At 37.8% G+C, this 20,851-nt stretch carries 19 protein-coding genes; 5 read left to right on the top strand and 14 right to left on the bottom strand.

All coding sequences use genetic code 11. The annotated features are described in order from the left end of the window. The first annotated feature begins 296 nt into the window (after nucleotides 1-296). Entirely contained in the window at nucleotides 297-746 is a 450-nt protein-coding gene (gene smpB, locus AC04Q1_RS13880) for an SsrA-binding protein (RefSeq protein ID WP_316847515.1), read from the top strand. A 134-nt stretch (nucleotides 747-880) separates the two neighbouring features. Here smpB and AC04Q1_RS13885 read toward each other — a convergent pair whose 3' ends face one another. From AC04Q1_RS13885 to AC04Q1_RS13895, 3 genes are all read right to left on the bottom strand, one after another. Further along, nucleotides 881-1,537, bottom strand: coding sequence for a protein-L-isoaspartate(D-aspartate) O-methyltransferase (locus AC04Q1_RS13885; protein ID WP_478365186.1), 657 nt, complete (start codon nucleotides 1,535-1,537; stop codon nucleotides 881-883). A 190-nt stretch (nucleotides 1,538-1,727) separates the two neighbouring features. Continuing rightward, on the bottom strand, nucleotides 1,728-4,208 hold the full coding sequence (gene priA / locus AC04Q1_RS13890) for a replication restart helicase PriA (RefSeq protein ID WP_478365187.1): 2,481 nt from the start codon (nucleotides 4,206-4,208) through the stop codon (nucleotides 1,728-1,730). After that, complete coding sequence (locus AC04Q1_RS13895) at nucleotides 4,208-4,594, bottom strand: DUF423 domain-containing protein (protein WP_478365188.1); 387 nt, start codon at nucleotides 4,592-4,594, stop codon at nucleotides 4,208-4,210. The genes priA and AC04Q1_RS13895 overlap by 1 nt, the downstream gene beginning before the upstream one ends. A gap of 90 nt (nucleotides 4,595-4,684) precedes the next feature. Here AC04Q1_RS13895 and AC04Q1_RS13900 point away from each other — a divergent pair, with 90 nt between their 5' ends. Beyond that, on the top strand, nucleotides 4,685-6,253 hold the full coding sequence (locus tag AC04Q1_RS13900; RefSeq protein WP_478365189.1) for a hypothetical protein: 1,569 nt from the start codon (nucleotides 4,685-4,687) through the stop codon (nucleotides 6,251-6,253). Between the two features lie 29 nt (nucleotides 6,254-6,282). Next, entirely contained in the window at nucleotides 6,283-7,692 is a 1,410-nt protein-coding gene (locus AC04Q1_RS13905) for a DUF5723 family protein (RefSeq protein WP_478365190.1), read from the top strand. A 6-nt stretch (nucleotides 7,693-7,698) separates the two neighbouring features. On the opposite strand, the gene tsaB is transcribed toward AC04Q1_RS13905, so the two are convergent. From tsaB to AC04Q1_RS13945, 8 genes are all read right to left on the bottom strand, one after another. Next, on the bottom strand, nucleotides 7,699-8,394 hold the full coding sequence (gene tsaB, locus AC04Q1_RS13910) for a tRNA (adenosine(37)-N6)-threonylcarbamoyltransferase complex dimerization subunit type 1 TsaB (RefSeq protein WP_478365191.1): 696 nt from the start codon (nucleotides 8,392-8,394) through the stop codon (nucleotides 7,699-7,701). Between the two features lie 181 nt (nucleotides 8,395-8,575). Further along, nucleotides 8,576-8,806 (bottom strand): membrane protein insertion efficiency factor YidD, encoded by a 231-nt coding sequence (yidD, locus tag AC04Q1_RS13915; RefSeq protein ID WP_478365192.1) that lies wholly within the window; start codon nucleotides 8,804-8,806, stop codon nucleotides 8,576-8,578. Further along, a complete protein-coding gene (locus tag AC04Q1_RS13920) occupies nucleotides 8,793-9,188 on the bottom strand; it encodes a ribonuclease P protein component (protein ID WP_478365193.1) in 396 nt (131 codons plus the stop codon). The genes yidD and AC04Q1_RS13920 overlap by 14 nt, the downstream gene beginning before the upstream one ends. Before the next feature lie 67 nt (nucleotides 9,189-9,255). Beyond that, nucleotides 9,256-9,414, bottom strand: a complete 159-nt coding sequence (rpmH, locus tag AC04Q1_RS13925; RefSeq protein ID WP_010601723.1) for a 50S ribosomal protein L34 — start codon at nucleotides 9,412-9,414, stop codon at nucleotides 9,256-9,258. 732 nt (nucleotides 9,415-10,146) lie between these two features. Beyond that, nucleotides 10,147-10,881 (bottom strand): LytR/AlgR family response regulator transcription factor, encoded by a 735-nt coding sequence (locus tag AC04Q1_RS13930; RefSeq protein WP_478365194.1) that lies wholly within the window; start codon nucleotides 10,879-10,881, stop codon nucleotides 10,147-10,149. Continuing rightward, on the bottom strand, nucleotides 10,859-11,920 hold the full coding sequence (locus AC04Q1_RS13935; RefSeq protein WP_478365195.1) for a sensor histidine kinase: 1,062 nt from the start codon (nucleotides 11,918-11,920) through the stop codon (nucleotides 10,859-10,861). Before AC04Q1_RS13935 ends, AC04Q1_RS13930 begins: the two co-directional genes overlap by 23 nt. Then, the gene (locus AC04Q1_RS13940) at nucleotides 11,910-12,257 is read right to left on the bottom strand and encodes a DUF4288 domain-containing protein (RefSeq protein WP_478365196.1); all 348 of its coding nucleotides are present in this window, start codon (nucleotides 12,255-12,257) and stop codon (nucleotides 11,910-11,912) included. Before AC04Q1_RS13940 ends, AC04Q1_RS13935 begins: the two co-directional genes overlap by 11 nt. Before the next feature lie 23 nt (nucleotides 12,258-12,280). Continuing rightward, the gene (locus AC04Q1_RS13945; RefSeq protein ID WP_478365197.1) at nucleotides 12,281-13,051 is read right to left on the bottom strand and encodes a LiaF transmembrane domain-containing protein; all 771 of its coding nucleotides are present in this window, start codon (nucleotides 13,049-13,051) and stop codon (nucleotides 12,281-12,283) included. Between the two features lie 131 nt (nucleotides 13,052-13,182). Here AC04Q1_RS13945 and AC04Q1_RS13950 point away from each other — a divergent pair, with 131 nt between their 5' ends. Further along, a complete protein-coding gene (locus AC04Q1_RS13950) occupies nucleotides 13,183-14,055 on the top strand; it encodes a ChaN family lipoprotein (protein WP_478365198.1) in 873 nt (290 codons plus the stop codon). Nucleotides 14,056-14,099: 44 nt separating this feature from the next. Here the strand turns inward: AC04Q1_RS13950 and mscL are convergent, their stop codons facing one another. Beyond that, nucleotides 14,100-14,489 carry a large-conductance mechanosensitive channel protein MscL gene (gene mscL / locus AC04Q1_RS13955; protein WP_478365199.1) on the bottom strand — a complete coding sequence of 130 codons (390 nt, stop codon included), beginning with the start codon at nucleotides 14,487-14,489 and terminating at the stop codon, nucleotides 14,100-14,102. A 167-nt stretch (nucleotides 14,490-14,656) separates the two neighbouring features. On the opposite strand from mscL, the gene rpoN reads away from it, so the two are divergent. Next, nucleotides 14,657-16,129: an RNA polymerase factor sigma-54 gene (rpoN, locus tag AC04Q1_RS13960; RefSeq protein ID WP_478365200.1), complete on the top strand. Its 1,473-nt coding sequence runs from the start codon at nucleotides 14,657-14,659 to the stop codon at nucleotides 16,127-16,129. A 90-nt stretch (nucleotides 16,130-16,219) separates the two neighbouring features. Here the strand turns inward: rpoN and AC04Q1_RS13965 are convergent, their stop codons facing one another. Together AC04Q1_RS13965 and AC04Q1_RS13970 are read right to left on the bottom strand one after the other, a co-directional pair. Further along, the gene (locus AC04Q1_RS13965) at nucleotides 16,220-17,230 is read right to left on the bottom strand and encodes a PorP/SprF family type IX secretion system membrane protein (RefSeq protein WP_478365201.1); all 1,011 of its coding nucleotides are present in this window, start codon (nucleotides 17,228-17,230) and stop codon (nucleotides 16,220-16,222) included. Nucleotides 17,231-17,232: 2 nt separating this feature from the next. Further along, nucleotides 17,233-20,778: a PKD domain-containing protein gene (locus AC04Q1_RS13970; protein ID WP_478365202.1), complete on the bottom strand. Its 3,546-nt coding sequence runs from the start codon at nucleotides 20,776-20,778 to the stop codon at nucleotides 17,233-17,235. Nucleotides 20,779-20,851 lie beyond the last annotated feature (73 nt).

Raw genomic sequence — 20,851 nt, forward strand, 5'->3', positions numbered from 1 at the left:
AAGCTTTTTCTGCTTTTGTTGTAGCAAAAAGCAGGACTGAAGATACCAAAAGCGTTGCCCGCACATTTCCTAATAATAAATTGCATGAAGTCATCATCCTGTAAAGACTACCATAAGAATCAGGACATTTTTCGTATGAAAGATACTGATTCCGAAGCTCCGGAACAGCATGACGATCGCATTCACCAAGAAATAAATAAAAACAAAATTATCAATCAATTTTTAGGATATTTGCATCCCGGCATTGTTATTTCACACAATTGTTGGATATTACAATAACCTATATTTATTAAATTTTGAAAAACGACATCAACATAAAAAATAAAAGAGCTTATTTCGACTACAGTCTTTTAGATAAGTACGTTGCAGGGATAGCCCTTTTAGGAACTGAAATAAAAGCAATCAGACAGGGTAAGGCAAACATGACGGACGCTTTCTGTATGTTTATTGGCGGGAATCTTTATGTGCGCAACCTTCATGTTTCCGAATATACCCACAGCTCTTTTTATCATCACGATATTAAGCGCGACCGTGCTTTATTACTTCAGAAGAAAGAAATCAGAAAACTAAAGCTTAAAGGCGAAGAAAAAGGCTATACCATTGTTCCGTTACGTATTTTTATTAACGAAAGAGGTTTCGCCAAAATGGAAATTGCACTGGCCCAGGGTAAAAAAGAATTCGACAAACGCGATAGCATTAAAGATAGGGATACGAAAAGGGAGCTCGATAGAGCGATGAAGAGGTAAATTAGTTTGGAGTTGAGGGTTTGGAGCCGGAGTTAAAGGCCAAAAACTATTAACATCCTGTTTAGTATAGCTTAAAATTGGAAGGCATTAATTTTATATTGGAGTTTTACTCAAACTCCAGTCTCCAAACTCAATCACCATGCCTGGTCGCCTACTAAAGGTACAAACCTAAAGGTATCCAATACGATCTTTTCGTAATCCGTTTCACTAACTCGGATCACTGTGACCATTTTCTGCGTTTTCTCATCTCCTACCGGAATAACAAGGATACCACCTATTTTTAGCTGTTTCAATAATATCTCAGGAACTAATGGTGCTCCAGCCGTAACGATTATTTTATCGTAAGGTGCATGGTCTGCAATTCCTTTTGAGCCATCACCACAATAAAAGGTAGGTCTGTATCCCATTCCCGGTAAAACCTGAATGGTTCTGTTGTAAATATTTTCTTGCCGCTCTATTGTAAAAACGGATGCACCCAGTTCCATTAAAATACAGGTTTGATAACCCGAACCCGTTCCGATTTCGAGTACCTTATCTCCTTTTTTAATGTGTAATAACTCACTTTGGTAAGCAACGGTATAAGGTTGGGATATGGTTTGCCCGTCGCCTATCGGAAAAGCAATATCTTTGTAAGATTGGTTCCAAAAGGTTTCATCAAAAAAGAAATGCCGTGGTACTTTACCAATTGCCGTTAATACGTTTTCATCTTCAATCCCACGGGATCTTAATAACTCAACCAGCTTTTTTCTCGCGCCACGTTCCCGGTAATTATCAACAAATTTATACGCCATGCCTTTCAAAATTAGCGTTTCTTGAACGGCAATACAAACGTAAAATGAGAGAATGATTGAATTGGTAAATGATTCCCTGAATTAGAGAATGATACATTATCCACAATTGACAATTAGTGAATAAGAGCATTAGTGAATGATTGAATGAGGACACATAATTCAATCATTCACTCCATCTGTCATTCTATGATTAATAAGGATCTACATCTATTTGCGTAAAAACGCCCTTAAACTCTTTTGTAGCATTAAATTGAGTCAAAGTTTCCCTGAGCGCGTCTTTAACTTTTTGAATGGCGGTATGTTTATCGGCTTTAATAATGATCTGTTTGATGTAAAGATTCCGCACTCTGCTTACCAAGGGCTGTTCGGGTCCTAAAACCCTTTTACCGAACTTCCCTTTGAGGATATTGGCCAGGGTAAATGCAGCATGATCCAAAACATGCGAATCTTTATGTTTGACGTATAGGAATATCATGCGCGAAAATGGCGGATAGAGAAATTTCTCGCGTTCCACAATTTCATCGTTGTACATGCCTTCGTAATCGTTGTTCACCACCTGTTTGATGATGCGGTTCTCGGCATCGTATGTCTGGATACAAACATTGCCCTGATCGGCCCTTCTACCGGCCCGGCCCGCCACCTGCGCCAATAGCTGAAAACTCCGTTCGTATGCACGGAAATCGGGGTAACCTAATAGTGTATCGGCATTAATTACCCCAATAAGATTGAGGTTATCGAAATCCAGGCCTTTGGCCACCATCTGTGTACCGATCAGAATATCCGTTTTCTTTTCCTGAAAATCATTTAAAATCTGCTGTAAACCATTTTTTGTACGGGTACTATCCATATCCAGGCGTGCAATAGTAACTTCCGGGTAAAGTAATCTGAGTTCCTCTTCAATCCGTTCGGTACCAAATCCTTTTTGCTCTACATGCACTGAACCACAAGCCGGACAAATATTTACGCTGCTCTGCTGATAACCGCAATAGTGGCAATGCAATTTCCCACTGCTTTTATGATAAGTTAAACTTACATCACAGTTTACACATTTTGGGGTGTAACCACAGGTTGCACAGATCAGAATGGTGGCATAGCCCCTTCTATTCTGAAACAGTACGATCTGTTCTTTTTTAGAAAGCGCCAGATCGATATCCTTGATGAGAACGCTTGAAAAATACGAACTCATCGTTTTTTTCTTTGTTTCTTCGGAGATACTCACCACTTGCTGGTTTGGAAGCTGAACCCCGCCAAAACGTTCTTTCATCTCTACAAGTCCATATTTACCCTGTAAAGCATTATAATAACTTTCTAAAGACGGTGTAGCCGAACCCAGTACTACTTTAGCCTGATGTAGATAACCTAAATAAATAGCCGCATCTCTGGCCTGATAGCGTGGCGCCGGGTCGTATTGCTTGTAAGATGGTTCGTGTTCTTCATCAACCACGATCAACTTCAGGTTTTCAAAAGGGAGAAAAACTGCTGAACGCGCACCAAGAATAACCTTATAAGCACCTGTACGCACTTTGTTCCAGATCTCTACCCGCTCACTATTGTTAAATTTAGAATGGTAAACACCTATCGCATTACCAAAATAACGTTTAATTCGTTCTACAATCTGTGTGGTTAAGGCAATTTCGGGCAACAAGAACAATACTTGTCCATCCGTATTTTGAATGATTTTTTCGATCAGCTTGATGTAAACCTGTGTTTTACCTGATGCGGTAACACCATGCAGTAAAACCACTTCTTTTTCTTCAAAATATGCATTAATCTTGCTTAAAGCTTTCTGCTGACCATCATTAAGCTCGAAATTTAGACTAAATTCTTCGTCATGAGCGGCCAAACGGCTTACCGGCCTTTTCATGACCACAAAAATATCTTTATCAGTCAAAGCTTTTAATGCAGCTGGTCCGCAATTGCTTTCTTCTAAAAGCTGTTCTTTGGAAATGGGCAGATTCGATTTTTGCAATTTCAGGTAAGCAAGCAAGGCATCCAATTGTTTTGGCGCCCTATCCAGAACATTAAAAAGTTCTCTAAGATTTTCTTGATCACTATAAAAATCATTTAATATGACGAATGATTTTAGCAATGGCTTATATTTCTGGACCACTTCTTCAGCTACCAGGACCAGTTCTTTATCCAATAAATGGTTGATGATTGGATATACGGTTTTCTGTCCTAATAATTTAGAAACATCGTTTACGGTAAGCTTCTGCTGTTGTTTTAGTGCCTGGATAATGATTTCTTCCTTATCAGTAAGTTCGGTATCTTCATTATACTCATCGCGGAGCATCAGAATGGTTTCGCTGGCCAGCTTTAAACTTGCTGGTAAGGCAGCAGCCATTACATCGCCTTCGTTGCACATGTAATAATTGGTCATCCACGTCCAGAACCTAAGCTGAGTTGGTGTAATTACGGGTTCGTGATCTACTACATCGATAATATATTTTGCCTCATAAACTGTTGGTGGCAACTTAGAAATCCCGCTAATTAAAGCAGTGTAAATTTTATGTTTCCCAAACTGAACCACCACGCGTTTCCCAATTGCAATTTGGTCATTGAGATCAAAAGGCACACGATAAGTATAGTTTTTTGCCAAAGATAACGGCAAAATAACTTCAACAAAAAGAGTTTCTCTTTCTGCAAAAATATCGTTTTCGTAAGTATTCATTATTTATCTTTAAATGCTGCAAAAAAGAGCATTATCCATCCCAACACAAATAAAAGGCCGCCTATTGGTGTTAGCGGACCAATAAATTCTGTAAAACCTAAGTGTGATATGTTTCGGGTAGCCAATAAATATAAGGACCCAGAAAATAGAATGACACCAAAAGTAAAACAGAAATAAGCAATATTAATCAGTTTGTTCCGGTAGCGGGCAAAGGTAGATAGATATAATAATGCGAACGTATGATAGAACTGATAATCAACACCTTTTTGCCATATTTCTAATGACGGCCCATCAATTAAGGCTTTTAAGCCATGGGCACCAAATGCACCCAGTAAAACAGCAACTGCACCAAAAAAAGAAGCGGTAAGGATTATTCGTTTATTCATATTTATTTGCTAGTAGCAATCGCTAAATTAATAAATTGACAAAGAACTTCTCACTAATCAATGTAATAAATTAAATTTGTTGCACAACAGATGAAAAAAATCGCAATTCTAACAAGTGCATTATTTTTAGGTGTAGCCTTTATGGCCTACTTCTATTTTTCGAAATTGGGTATAGATAATGATGCGAAAGATCTGGCTCTGCAATCGGCAACTAATAATGCTGCGTTGGTCTTTTCTTTTCAGAACGACAAAGGTTTTTACGATATTATTGAAGGACAGCAACTCCTGCAACAGGTTTTGGGAAAAGATAAAATGAACCTGCTAAAACAATTAAAGTCCAGCGTAATTGATGATCACGTTCTGAACCGCTACCTTAGAGATCAACAGGTTTATATCAGCGTACTGCCCGATTCTAATAAAACACTTAACTTTCTGATCACTTTACAGATTCAGCAAGATAACGACATTAAAAAGTTTTATGATCAGCTAAAACTCAAAAAAGCGATCAATGAAAAATCAAAGGAACTTTACACGGTTAAGGTTAACGACAGCTTATCTGTTTATCTGGGTATTCATAATCAGGTATTAACGGTTTCAACTTCTCTGAAACTGATCAATGACGCCAATATCCGCTTAACGGAAAATCCATTTACCGAATATATTAAAGAGAATAACCGACAGATTAAAAACGTTTTGGCCCATGTTTATATCAATTTTAATCAAGCACCCCTATTGCTCAAAAACATTATTGCTGGCAATATTAATGGAGAAATTGGCATTTTTAATAAACAGAACAGTTTTGCTGTACTCAATTATAATTTCAGCAAAGAAAAAATTCTTTTCAACGGGAATACCGAGTTAAAGGACCAACTCAATTACCTTAAACTTTTCGAAAACACAGCTGCACAAACTACATCAATACAGAATATTTTACCAGATAATACCGCCAATTATGCGCTTTATGCTTATGATGATTATGGTCATTGGCTTAAAAAGCTAAACAACTGGCAAGCGCTAACTAATGGAACAGATAAAGCCAATGCAGTGATTAAAAACATCAAAGATGAATACCGGATAGATTTGAATGCGATATTTCCTGCCTATACAAAAAATCAATTTATACTTTTTCAATTAAGTACAACCGAAAAACTAGGTGCTATTTCCTTAATCAATGGTGAAAAAGTGAAACAGCTATTACTTGATGTGAGTGCCGATTATAATGAAGATATTAAATTATTTAAATCATCTGATATCTTATACAGCTACTTTGGCGAACCATTTAAAAAATTTGGCCGGCCATATTATACCATTGTAGATAACAATTTGGTTGTAGCCAATAATGCAAGCACAGTGCAATCATTTTTAAATGATTATAAAAAGAACAAATTGCTGATTCAAACACCTCAATATTTAGATGCGGTAAACCAAATTTCGACAACCTCTAACGTGAGCTATTACATCAACACCAAAAATTCGGCAGATATTTTCAGAAACAATATCCTACTTCCCTTTTACAAACATCTGAGGGCAGATAGCGGACTAAAGCGTTTCGACACTTTTTATTATCAAATGAGTGCTGACAAAAATAAGTTTATCACTAACTTGCTTTTAAACAAATATTTAAGTTCAGAAATACCAGATTCGTTAAGTAACCGTTAATAAGAAACAAGCCAAAAAAACTATTTTACATGAAGAAACTTTTACTTGCGTTACTGGCTTTAGCCAGCTTCGGGGTTGCAAATGCGCAACAATATGCACTTTTCGGCACCAAAACCATGTTTGATGCGTTCGAAAACCCTTCTCAAAAGTCGTTCACGCTCGATTCGTCCCGAAAATTCTCTTCAAATTTCTTCTTGCCCTATTTTGGTGTGAATGCCCTCAATAAGGGAAGTTCTCAATTTATTATACGCAGGTTGACGCAGAAAGGTGAGTTCAATACAAACGGTTTGCCAATCGGGACTGAAGCAGTTAATCATTTTGAGGAAAACAGCAATATCTATCTCGCCACATTCCGGTTATTTCAATCCTATAAATACCAAAAAGAGATGGGCTTTGCATGGCAGATCAGATCTGATGCCAATATCCAATACACCAACGAGACACTTGCGATTTTTGATTCTTTCGAAAGATTTAACAGAGGACAACCATACTACGGGATATTCAACACTAAAGGCTATGAACAAAGCTACCACCAGTTTAGCTTTACTTACAGAGAAAACTGGAACAAAAGGCTTGCTTTTGGGCTAAAGGCGAGTATATTGAGCGGGATCGTTTATAACAAGCTCGATATCGCTAATTCTTACTTATACATAGATCCTGAAGTATCGGCATTATTGATCGGATTAAATGGCACCTACTCCAGTAACTTCTCAGGTTTTGATAATATAGATTCAAAAAATTTCTTTCCTAGTTTTAAAAACCCAGGCTTATCGCTAAGTCTTGGAACCAATTATACCACAAAGAAAGGTCTGTTCCTAATGGCTAACATCAAGGATTTAGGTTTTATCTGGTGGAGAAGCAACACACAACGATCGATGATAGATCAATATAAAGTGATCCAAAATTTAGAAGATCAATCCAATACCAATCAAGAAATAAAGGATATCTTTATAGTTTCGGAGCAGCGCAAAAAGTTTCTGGCACCTACAAATGCCAAACTGGATGCATACCTGTCTAAGCGCTACGGTTTTTACAAACCGGCATTGGCTGTTTCGAAAAACCTATTTTATAAAGGTGGAGACATTGCTTTTGTAAACACCTTTATTGTTAACGATCTTTCTGGCAGTATTACACCATTATACAATTTAAATGGTTTTTTTATGGTGGGGCTACAGGGAAAATACCAGACTCCGAATTTCGAGATATTTATGGGTTCCGATAATTTAGTAGCGACCAGTTTCCAGGCTTATGGACTACTTAAAAACGACGCCAATGTGGGCAACGGACCAAATGGCGCTTCTTTTTATATGGGGGTTGGCATTAAATTCGGAAGAACGGTTAATCATCCGCAGTTTGCAGATATAATACCAGGTATAAACGACAATGATAGTGGGGGCAGTTTCTTTAAAAGCCTCTTTTCAGTATTTAAGCGGAGATAAAATGACTTAACTTTGCACCTGTTGTTTTTTAGATGGTGTAACCACAAAATCTTTCAAATAAAAAGGCTCAAAATAAGCTACATCTTCAAAATTACCTTTATCGAAAGTTTCGTTAGCCAAACGCGACATATATATGGCTGAATTAAAATTTGCAGTGTCGAATTTTGCATTTTGCTGTATCAAAACTGCCGCACATTTTGCCGCGCCATCACCCAAAAAAGTAACAGGCTGCTGAGAAAGAAAATCTGCGAAACTTGTTTCATCAATAATCTTTGCTTCTGTTGGTGCCAGAATATTTAATGCAGGATCAAAAACTGAGGTATAAACCTCCATCCTTCTGGCGTCAATCATCGGGCAGATTAAACCAGTATAATCAGGGTACTTTGTTAAAAAACCTGCAGCCATCATCTCCAATGTCTCAATAGCAATTAATGGTTTATCTAATGCATAACAGAGACCTTTTGCGGTGGAAACACCAATCCGAAGACCTGTGTAAGATCCTGGGCCCTTACTTACTGCAACAGCATCCAGATCCTGATAACTTAAGCCTGCAGTTTTAAGCACCTCATTAATAAACAAGGTTAGATTAGCCGCATGCAGGTTTTGCCCTTGCTCTTCTTTAAATGAAATCGTTTCGCCGTTGACAGATAACGCCACAGAACAAACTGCAGTAGCCGTTTCTATTTGAAGTATTTTAGCCATTAGGCAAAGATATTAATAAAATGGAAGATGGAAGAGGGATTATGAAAGATGGGTAGCGCTTGGCGGTGAGCTTTTGGCGCCAAATTAACGGATTAGTCAGCCTTGGGTTGAAGATAGAGGTTTGACCTCAGTTAACCGATTAAACCCAATGAACCAATGGCAAATAAACTAATGAATTCCTTTAAGGAACCGGATCGTGCCCATGTTTTCCCCATGGATGACAGCGGCCAATGCGTTTCAGCGCCAACCAACCACCTTTAAATGGGCCATGTTTGTTGATGGCCTCTATTCCATACTGAGAGCATGTTGGTGTGAACCGGCAGTTTGCACCCAACATAGGAGAAATGGCATATTGATATACTTTAATAAGTCCTAAAAAGAACCACCCGAAAATTTTATTAATGAATTTCATTGGGCTGGATTAAATTCTGAAAGCGTTTAAAGGTTGCAATCAGCTTTTTCTCGATAAAAGCAAATTCATATTTTTCCTTACCTACAAACTGAATGGAAAACAAAAGTAATCCTTTATCGGTTGGCAATGGAATATATAATTTGTCTTGTTTGTTTAGTCGATAAGCTTCGCGTATGCGACGTTTGAGCAAATTTCGATCTACTGCCCGCTTATATCTCTTTTTAGGAACGTTGATCACCACCTGTGCCTGCACATCAGCTGCTTGATCGACGAAAAGATAGGACACCCGGAATGGGTATAATAAAAAAGAAGAACCGTTTTTAAACAACAGGTCTAAATATTTCCTGCTGCATAACCGTTCTTCTTTCCTGAATGTGTACATATATTTTTGATTGATAACTGCAGATTTTGATCTGCCAATTCCGAATGAACGGAAAAGCAATCAAAAATTATGCTTTATGCTTGCGTTCGTCAGAAACTGTTAATCTTTTTCTTCCTTTAGCACGACGTGATGCTAATACTCGTCTGCCGTTAGCTGTTGCCATTCTTTCGCGGAAGCCGTGTTTGTTTCTTCTCTTTCTTTGCGAAGGTTGGTATGTTCTTTTCATGACTGTATATTATCTATTGTAAAATTTAAGAGGTGCAAATATAAAGTGATTTCTCTACAAATGCAAGAGTGATTAATTATTATTTTGTTCTATTTAATGCAAATGTAGAAAATCTTTTGAAAAACTCGACTAATGGCATATTTATAATTGACTGTTTGCTTAATTTGTTGCTGTTCATCAAACGTTCCTACGGAACGAAAATATAAATATTTTTTTTCTACCCACGATCCGTCCCGATGGGACGAGCAGGATACCTACACGAATGGAAATGAAACGGTAGAAGGGAGCTGCCCCAAATAGCAGCAACCACAGCAATAAAATAAACCTGAGTGAAATGATCCCGATTCTTCTTCGGGAGTAATGGAAAGCAGGGCTAACAATAATTTTAGCACGCAATTGCTTTCCAAAAAAAGATTTTTATTTCGTTCGGTGAGATATTAACCGATAGAATTAGTTATCGTAATTTTACGATCTTCCGTTTAAAAACCAAAAGCGCTAACACTAACAAACAAGATATTACAGAAAGAATTTCCATTAGCAAAATTGATTGGCAAAGGTTATCTCCACTTATTTTAGAAATACAATCACTTCCACCATCTGTTTCATATTTTAGGCTTACCATTGTATTTAAAATACCAAATGGGAAAAGAAAAACCCCAAAAATGGCACAGTATAATAGAATACGATAATAGATTTTATCTATTTATTGATTTCTGATTAATTCGTAAACTTTTACAATCCCAACGCCGCTTTTAACTTCACATAACCCGTTTTGCTTACCGGTAACCAGATATCAGATTTTAACAGCACCACATAACTATCCTTCTCTTTGAGCTCAATTTTGGTCACCTGGGCCAGATTAATGATATAAGACCGGTGTATACGGATAAACTGACTGGCATCGAGCGTTTGCTCGAAATAGCCCATGGTTTTATTTTTATAGAAAGCACCATCAATTGTACTTAATTTCACATAATCATCATCAGCCTCTAAATAGTTGATATCCGCAACCGGAATAATTTTGATTACACCATCTTTCTTCACCACTACCCTATTGTTCTGTGCCGGGCTTAAAGCCGCTGCATCCAAAACAGCTTCGGTATTTTCCGGCTGGTTTAATTTGTTGGGCAGTTTTTTAATGGCCGCATCAAATCGTGATTTATCGATCGGCTTAAGCAGGTAATCTACTGCATTCACCTCAAAAGCTTTAATGGCATACTCATCAAAAGCGGTTGTAAAAATTACCGCAGGTTTATCTTCAACGAGTTCGAGCATTTCGAAACCGCTTATTTTTGGCATCTGGATATCCAGAAAGATTAAATCAGGTTTATGTAAGGTAATTGCTTTTAAGCCTTCAAAGCCATCACCACATTCGGCTACAATTTCTATTTCTGCATGATCTGAAAGGTAATATTTTACAATATCTCTTGCTAAAGGCTCATCGTCAATTAGTATTGTTCTGATCATTTTTTTGTGGAATTTTTAGGGTGGTAATATATAAATTATTTGCCTCAATATCGGTTTGTAACAGATGAGTATTCGCAAATAACAGATATAACCTACGTTTAATAGCACTTAAACCAAATCCGGTTCCCCCGGCGGCTTTCATTTCCGGATCAAAAGGATTTTGTACACGGAGCTGCAAAATGTTATGCTCTACAGTAACATCTACCTTAATGGTAATCCCTGCCGAGGTATTATAAAGTCCGAATTTAATGGCGTTTTCTACTATGGGCTGTAATAAGGTACCTGGTAAACAAAGATTTAACGTATCTTCCGCCACATTAACTTCGATATTTAACCGATGGCTAAACCTTACCTTTTCGATATCAAGATACAATTGGATATACTCCATTTCCTCCTCTACCGAAACCCATAATTCGTCATCACGTTTTAAGGTTCCACGAAGAAATGAAGCTAATTTCATAATCATTACCCCTGCTTCTTTTGGGTTAACCATGGTTAATGCAAACACAGAGTTTAAACTGTTAAAAAGAAAATGTGGTTGTAATTGATGTCTCAGTTTATTCAATTCTGCTTCTTTAGCCAGATTTTTAACAGCAGAAAGCCTTTCGTGCGTTTCCGATTGTTCTTCCAATCTATACCAGAGAATATTGGCCAAAGCACACCAGGCCAAACACATAAAAGAAATCAACCCACGGAAAGCAAAAGAGAAATTATAGAAATCTTTATACTCTTTATAATCGGCAAAGATATAAAGTACAGCATATTTTGCAGCGAAAATGATTACAAATGTGAGCGCAAGCGTAATAATGAGCACGTAAAGTATCCGCTCGTTTTTAGGCTGATAATAACCCAACATATTGCTGATCCCAATACAGGCCAGTGCGAGTAAAAAATTATTGATAAAGCTATCTGTTACCGATATCCACCAGGAAAAATTCACCACATAATGCAATCCTACAGCGCACAATACAGTCCATACGATGGCAATGGAAAGGGATATTTTCTGTATTTGTGGAACGGATAAAGGTCTAGTTGTCAAAATGGTTTTGATTAGTTAATGATTTATTGCGGTGTTTTAGTTTTTCCAGATATTGATCAACCGATTTGGGCTCAACAATTTTGGAACTTATTTCTACACCATCGGCGAGTTCTGCAACCTCCGATATTCCACCTACACCTATAAATTTCCATACTACTTTATCTCCCTGGCAATTGTTAAAAGACGGATTAAAATGTACGGCATTCAAATTGGCTTTATCTAAGGCCTGCGTTATACCTTCTGCCAGTATTAAACGCGTTTGCTCATTAAACTGGGGTGCATGCTTCCCCTCACCACAAATTACCTGATAGATACAATTTACTGCAAACCATTTCATAGGCGATGTTTTTTAATAAATGTTTAGAAACTTTTTATCTCTATCCCCCCAAACAAAGCCGTCCCATCTAAAATTAATGTCTTTGTCATTTCTGCCACTGGCGTTAAATGCGATCTTTTGTCTTCTACACTCCCAAATAGGGCAGTTACATTCGATTTGATGGCCCAATTTTGTGGTACAATCAATTTAATCCCACCAAAAACCGCTGTTACATCAAGCGATACCGTTTCAGGGAAATCGGCCTGGGTCATTACGATATCAGCTCCACCAAATACAGCGGTAATATCACCACCCTGAAAGTTTTTAGAGTAAACGGTCTGGTTACTGCCTCCAAAAACAGCCATTACATCAATAATATCGTTATTATTTGCGGTTTTATCGTTGGTAGCTGTCCCAAAATCAAAATCAGCTTTGTTTTTATCTTTATTCTTCCGTCTCTTTCCTAAAAACCCGGTATCTTTTGGTCTGAAGATTAAAAAACCGCCCACAATGACCAAACCCAACCCTAAAGCATATTTAGACAAATCTATATCCAATCCAGGTATATCATTTAATGTATTGTAAACGCCGATCAAAATCAGGATCAACCAGGCTACTCCCTTAAAGTTACGACGGACACCGATAAATACACCAAGTACGATTAAAAAATTAGACCAACTGAATATCCATCTCGGAATATTTAGTCCCATATTGTTCAATAGAAATGCAAATCCGATGATGACTATGAGGAAACCGCTCCAAACCCTTCCTGAGTTTTTAAGCTGGTTGTTACCGTTATTATTTAGATTTTCCATGTGTGTTCATATTAATAATCCAAAAGTATGGTTAAGCACCCGTTCATAACAGAGGTAGCATGCAAAAACTCGGTAAAAAGCGGTAAGTGCCCTTATTTTATCGGTGAAAATTATTTTGTTATTTTGAGGGCATGAAATTTTCCCTATTAATATTTGTTTTTACGATTTCTACTGGCTTATATGCACAGGAAATGAGTAGCCATTATAAGATCTATGATGTAAAAAAACAGAAAAACATTTCGATAGATGATATTATTACTGAAATGAATGGAAACGATGTGCTGTTTTTTGGCGAAGACCATAATGATTCCATCGGGCACTATTTAGAAGCAGAGCTATTTAAAAAACTTAGCACGCGATACCCACAAAAAACTGCACTGTCTTTCGAAATGTTTCATACCGATATACAGCCCCAGGTAGATGAATACTTAGCAGGATTAATTTCGGAAAAGAACTTTATTAAAGAAGGAAGGGCCTGGGGGAATTACAAAGACTACAGGCCTTTAGTAGAGTATGCGAAACAGCATCAACTTAAAATAGTTGCGTCCAACGCGGCCACACGTTACAGTAATGCGGTAACCATGGGCGGACTGAAGGTATTGGAAAAATTCCCCAAAACATCATTTAATTTTTTGCCGCCCTTGCCTGTTGATACTACCCAGGGCAGGTATTATGAAAAATTCACAGAAACTTTAGGCGGCCATACCATGGGATCGATGCAGATTTATCAAACCCAAAACTTATGGGATGCAACTATGGCATGGGCTATCAATAAGTTTGTAAAAGCAAATAAGGGTGTAAAGGTTTTACAGCTCAACGGTCGTTTTCATAGTGACGAAAAACTGGGTACGCTGTCGAAACTGGCAAAATTGAATCCAAAACTAAAAATTCTGAACATTTCATCCTTTTCTGATGAAAATTTTGCTCAGCCCCATTGGGAGAAGTTTAAAAACCTTGGTGATTATATCATTATCACAGATCCTACGGTAAAAAGAAGCTATTAAATTCAAAAGCCGTTCAGATTGACATCCGGACGGCTTTTTTTATATTATGCTTTAGCTTTTAACAAATCTCTGATTTCGGTTAAAAGTACCTCTTCTTTTGTTGGTACGGGTGCTGCTGCCGGAGCAGCGGCTTCTTTTTTCTTCAGGTTGTTGGCCGCTTTAATAATAAGGAAAAGAACCAATGCAACGATAATAAATGATATGACCTGCGAAAGGAAATTACCATACTTAATAGCGGTACCCGCAATGGTAAGTTTACTTAAATCTTCTAAACCCGCCGCTTTTAGTGCCGGCCCCAAAACCGCTGGTGTAATAATATCTTCAACCAAAGAGCTAACAATTTTTCCGAATGCAGCGCCAATGATTACACCAACAGCCAGGTCAAGTACGTTTCCCTTAACCGCAAAATCCTTAAATTCTTTTACAAAGCCCATATTTTATTCAGTTTTAGTTTTTTTATTTACTAAAGTAGCAAACATTAAACTCAATACAAATGTTTAGGAAATAATTTTAAAACCACACATATCGATAGCATTTAGGTCAAATCAGCATAATATCTGAAATCTATTGTTTATTTTTGCCCCATTCTTTTATATTTAATATGCTAAAGCAACACTTACAACAAAAATTATTACAAAAGTTATCACCTCAACAAATACAGTTTATCAAACTGTTGCAGGTGCCAACCGTTGCTTTAGATACCCGGGTAAAAGAAGAACTGGAAGAAAATCCAGCGCTTGAAGATCCAAGTTTAATGACTCAGGATGAGCCAAAAAGCGAATATGATGATTTGAACGACGGACCAGAGGATTACGAAAAATCATCAGAAGACACGGGCATGGATGAGTTTAATGTGGATGACTATCTGCAGGACGACGCTGCCAACGACTATAGCACCAACTACAATAACGGCGATGACGATGAGGAGAAAAAAGAAACCCCTATCGCCATCGAAAGTACCTTTTTCGAAAGTTTACAGGAACAATTAGACCTTATCCCCCTATCCGATCAGGATTTTATCATCGGTAAACAGATTATCGGCAGCTTAGACGACGATGGTTATTTACGCCGCCCACTGGGTTCGATGATTGATGACCTTGCCTTCTCTCAAAATGTGATGGTTGAAGAAGAGGATGTACTGGAGATGTTAAAACTGATCCAGAGTTTTGATCCTCCAGGGATTGGTGCAAGGGATCTGAAAGAATGTTTATTGATCCAGTTAAAAAGAAAAGATCCTGGCAATCCTATCATTGTGAAAGCCATGAATGTGGTAGAAAACTACCTCGATGAGTTTACACGCAAACATTACGATAAATTAGAAAAAAGTTTAGGTTTAGATAGCGAAGAACTGAAGGAGGTTGTTAACGAAATTTTGCGTTTAAACCCTAAGCCGGGTGATGCCAACCAGGTTACCACCAAACAAATGCAGATTATCCCTGATTTTCACATCAGCAATAATGATGGCATTCTGATTTTAACCTTAAACTCTAAAAATGCGCCTGAACTAAAGGTAAGCCGTTCGTACCAGGAAATGTTCGAGCATTATGACAAAGCTTCATCGAAAGATAAAAAACTGAAAGAAGCCGTTCAGTTTGTGAAACAGAAGTTGGATTCGGCCAGGTGGTTTATCGATGCCATCAAACAAAGACAACAAACTTTGTTGAAAACGATGAATGCCATTATGCACTATCAATACGAATATTTTTTAACGGCTGATGAGCGTAAAATGCGCCCGATGATCTTAAAAGATATTGCGGATAAAATTGATATGGATATTTCTACCGTATCGAGGGTGGCGAATTCTAAATATGTACAGACTGAATTTGGTACTTTCTTATTAAAATCTTTCTTCTCGGAAGCGATACAAACAGAAAACGGTGAGGAAGTTTCAAATAAGGAAGTGAAGAAAATATTAGAAGACTGCATCGGTAATGAAGACAAACGCAAACCTTTGGCAGATGAAAAACTGACCGAAATTTTAAAGGAAAGAGGTTATAACATTGCCCGAAGAACAGTTGCCAAATACCGTGAGCAAATGAATATCCCGGTTGCCAGGTTGAGAAAAGAACTTTAGTTCAGTTGGCAGTATTCAGTAATTGGTTTTCATTTCACTGCAATTTCCAATTCCAAACTGCCAACTGAAAACTACCAACTGCCAACTGAGTTACCACATTCTAATATACGACGGTACCTTGTAGATATTATTAAGCAAAAGCCCCAACACAATTTCGTGACTGCCGTTACTCACCTGATTCAATTCAGAAGTGGTAAAATCGTAAGAATAGGTTAAATTGACCATCTTACCGATATTAAACCCCGCCATTGCGGCAAAGGAATCATCTTTACGATAGCTTCCCCCCAACCAGATTTTATCCTTAAAAGCCAGTTTCAGATTTAAATCAACAGATACCGGTGCAGGTGATACATACTTCACCATCACCGAGGGTATTGCTGAGATTTCGTCGTCCACAAAAAACTTATATCCGGCTGTGGCAAAATAATGTGGTGCTTCTTTACCTAAATTATAATTGTTATCTCCGGAAAAGCTCAATTTTTGCGGTAAAATCTGCTGTACAGCCAAACCAGCAAACAACCTTGCGCCATATAACCATAAACCAATGCTTAAATCGGGTTTTATCTGATTAATAAGTGCTCTATTCATTACCGGATCTATTGGCGTATCAAAAGAAAGTGCATTCACATCTAACGAAATACTCGAAATCCCTGCTGCAACACCAGCAGATAAATTAAAATCATTACTCAACTGTAAGTGATAAGCATAAGTAATATTTGCATCCAATCTTTTTATCGGGCCGGTTTTATCCAGCACAGCGGTTACCCCCATTCCATGATGTGATGGCGACGACATGTAGTTTTGCATAAAATTCCGGTCCATCGGATTTCCTGTTTGCTCAGGAAAAGATGTTAAAGCATTGCTCCACAACTGCTTGTCGCCCAAGGCCCAATGAGCCGATACAAAAGAAGTTTGCGGCGCATCGTTAATGCCCGACCATTGTTTCCGGTAACCCGCCTTAAAATCCAAATAATTTTCAATTCCAGAGAGTGCCGGATTTAACAGATACTGGTTAAAAATGTATTGGGTATACTGCGGCTTTTGTTGCGCAAAACCTTTAAATGATATACAAAGCGCAAATATGATGATGAATTTTTTCAATTTTATCTAATTATGGTGAGAGGTCCTGTTATTGTTTTTCGCCCATTCCGTGGATTAATAATGTAATAGTAAACGCCTACGGGAAGAGGCTCATTCTGGTAGTTTCCATCGAAAGGGATCTTGTATCCGTTGCTGAAAAACACTTTGTTTCCGTTTCTGTTAAAAATTTCTACCGTGGCATTTGGGTAAGATTCTAAATACTTAATGATCCAGGTATCGTTTACATTGTCTCCATTTGGTGTAAAAGCATTTGGCGGATTTAAAGATTGTAAAACCTTGATCAATACTTTTGATGTTGTTGTACATCCATCTGGCTGTGTAGTTGCAGTAACTGTATATTCTGTATCTTTTTCGGGAGAGGCAATTGGGTTTAACACATCTGTTCTGTTCAGACCTGTGGCAGGCGACCATGCATATTTTAAATTTGTACCCTCCGCGGTAGCCTGGATTTGGATCTGTCCACCTGCCAAGATATAAATCGATGAGCCTGCGTCGACTATTGGCGATTTGTACACTTCTATGCTTTTGGTAACCGATATTGGGCAACCATTATTGCCAGAATAGGTATAGGTGATTTCGTGAAAACCTACTCCGGCAATTTTAGGGTTAAAAGCACCGTCTTCTCTAATGCCATCACCACTGTATACACCAGTTCCGGCCATTTCTTCTCCGGCTTTCTGCCTTGCCTGGGTAATCAGTACGGTTCCATCTGCTTCGCAAACCGCTGGCATATCATTAAATATCAATTGTGGAATTGGCTTTAAAGTAAGTTCTTTAATCACAAATTTCGAACAGCTCTCCCCTGAATAAGCAACGAGCTTGATATTAAACTTACGGTCAACAGTCCCCCCGAATGTATTATATGTCAAAACAATATCACTATCATCGGGATAGTTAATGGTTTTATAGATGGTGCTTTCACGATCATTGTCTCTATAAATTTCAATTTTGGTAATCTTGCCGCTAAATACAGTAGATGTATTTTTGATAAGAATGTCGTCACTAACACAACTACGGTTATTTACAATATCAAAATTAGCTTCCCTAACATCACCATTAACCGTAAATCTTTTAGCGGTTTGCACCACACATCCATCTTGGTTGGTCAGGGTAAGCGTTATGATATAATCTCCCGTATGAATAGGCTGAAAAGCACCCTCAAATCCTACAGAACTGGCTAATACATTGCCATTGTTATCAGCATACGTCCATTGTGGGGTTAAACCTGTTATGGTACCATCAGGATTTTTAGAGATATTTTTAAACTTAGCAATCCCATCAGCTAAACAAAAATCTGGTAATTCAAATTCTGCCGGTCTCGGGTCAACAACGGTTACTGTTTTAGTTTTCACAACACTTACACAGCCCTTGTCACTTTCGGTGGTTAAGGTAATAACATAAGAACCAAGATCCGCATACTGATGTACAGGGACTTGATTGGTATCATCAGCAGAACCATCGCCAAAATTCCAGGTCCATTTCACAATCTTCCCTGGGCTTTCTATCTTTGATTTTTCAGTTATTTTGATCGGTTCTCCCTTACACAATGCACGTACATCAAAATCAGATAGCGGTTGGGGATTAATAAGAATGGAAACCGGTACATGTGTATCCGAACATTTAGAATCGGTTGTTGCCGTTAAAATTACATTGAAAAGCCCTGCCTTTTTAAAAATATGAACTGGATTCTGTTCTGTAGAAGTTTCCCCATCTCCAAAATCCCATAACCAGCTTGCAATACTTCTTGTATCTGAATTGGATTTACTTTTATCTGTAAATTGAGTCCCGACAGATTGGCAACCGGTAGCCGGCGCATCAGGATCAGCGGTAGGTTGATTATCAACCGTAAAATCAGCTATCAACTCTTCCGTATTACCACAGTCATCAGCAGTAGGTTTGGTGGCAATCACTTTAAACTGGTAATCACCCGGAGTATTATACTTAATTTCGTTAGGATAAAAATAAGTATAATAAACAATGCCATTTTCGGTAAAAGTATCAGAGGAATGGGGTGCGGTCTCCGTAATTACACCATCACCATTATTTACATTCCATATTAATTCGGTTGCCTGATAAGGCAGGTTAATTTTAAGTTTGATTATTTCCCCCAAACAACCACTGGTTACATTCTTGCCTGTTGCTTCGTTTAGTGGTTGAAAAATGAAATTCTGGATATTTGCACCCGCTAAATAAGCATACGATTCTACATAGCCATAACCATATGCAATGGCCGAAAATCCTCCCGCAGCTGTTAACTGGTGCTGATCTTGTGGAGCTGAAGTCACATCTATAATGGCATAACTATATTCTGCATCAATATTTACAAAACCTGAAACAGGATTACCATCCAAGCGGAACGAAGGTATATCGGCAGTTTTAATAATTATATTTATAAAGAATTTCACAATATTGGTAGGAACATTCTTCAGTTTAGAATATACGGTTATATTACTCAGGGTTTGCTCTACCGGATTTAATACGGTTATTTCAGGATCGCCTTCATAGGGATCATGGACATTTTGATTTACCTGGGCACGGTTGTTTAAGTTACAGGTTTGAGAGGTTTGATATTGTGCAACCGAAATTGGATTTGAACCTGAAATTACATTTGCAGAAGTAGAAAAAAAAGTCACAACCGATCCTTTACGATAAGGATTGCTAAGCGAAGTTCCATTGGCGTTGTTAGTACTTCCGTTTACCGTTAAAACAGTATTATCTTCTGAAACAATTACCCTGATAATATCAGTATTGCCATGAATCGTATTGTAAAAAGGTGCAGTAACAAAATTCCGTCCCCAAGCCGTAACAGGAAACAACTGTTGATACAGATTGTCTCCACCATTTGCTGCACGGTCACTGCCTTGCTCACAAAAAGATGCCCAGGTATTGCCAGAAAAAACAGCTATTGTTTTACATCCCTTGGTTGATCTGATATGACTTCCAGACAGATCATTTCTGGCTTGGAACTGATATATCTGACCTTTATTGAGTGTAATGGTAAAAGTTATATTGGCAAGATGCTGCTCGTTTCCACTTGTAGGTGTAATCTCTATTTCAGTTTCATCTTCTACAGCCAGAATGGTAAATTGGGCATAATTCCCGTTTGTGTTGGTGCTTTGATAACTGTAAGTATAGTATTCTTTTCCAAGCGTATTGGTTGGTAAAACCAAAGTACCACCTGTTCTTGCATTAAAAGAAATTACACTATATAGCGATATGGGTGATTCGGTAACAACATGTATACCTTTGTTACTTTCGATGATATCGCTTCCATCTATATAAACCGGACGGCTATTGGGATCTATAATGACTGGCAAACATGTATTTGCCGTAATATTGCCGCTTGCTATAACTGCATTCCCGATGTAAACGGTATATGTTGTTGCTCTAACTGCAGATAAGAATAGTGTTAGTTTAGAAGAAGTTCCGTTGACGTGCCCGCTATAGGTAACCCAAAAATCTTTCCCCTTATTAGATGTATTCTGAGCAAAAGATAAGGTTTTCGCAAAAAGCAAAAAAAACAAAACCAATAACCAATGCCTGTTCATTACCTATCAGTTTAGTTGAAAACGTTATACATATCTGGATAATCTGGGTATGCAATATAACATTTATCAAATC

This window comes from Pedobacter humicola, assembly GCF_056490705.1.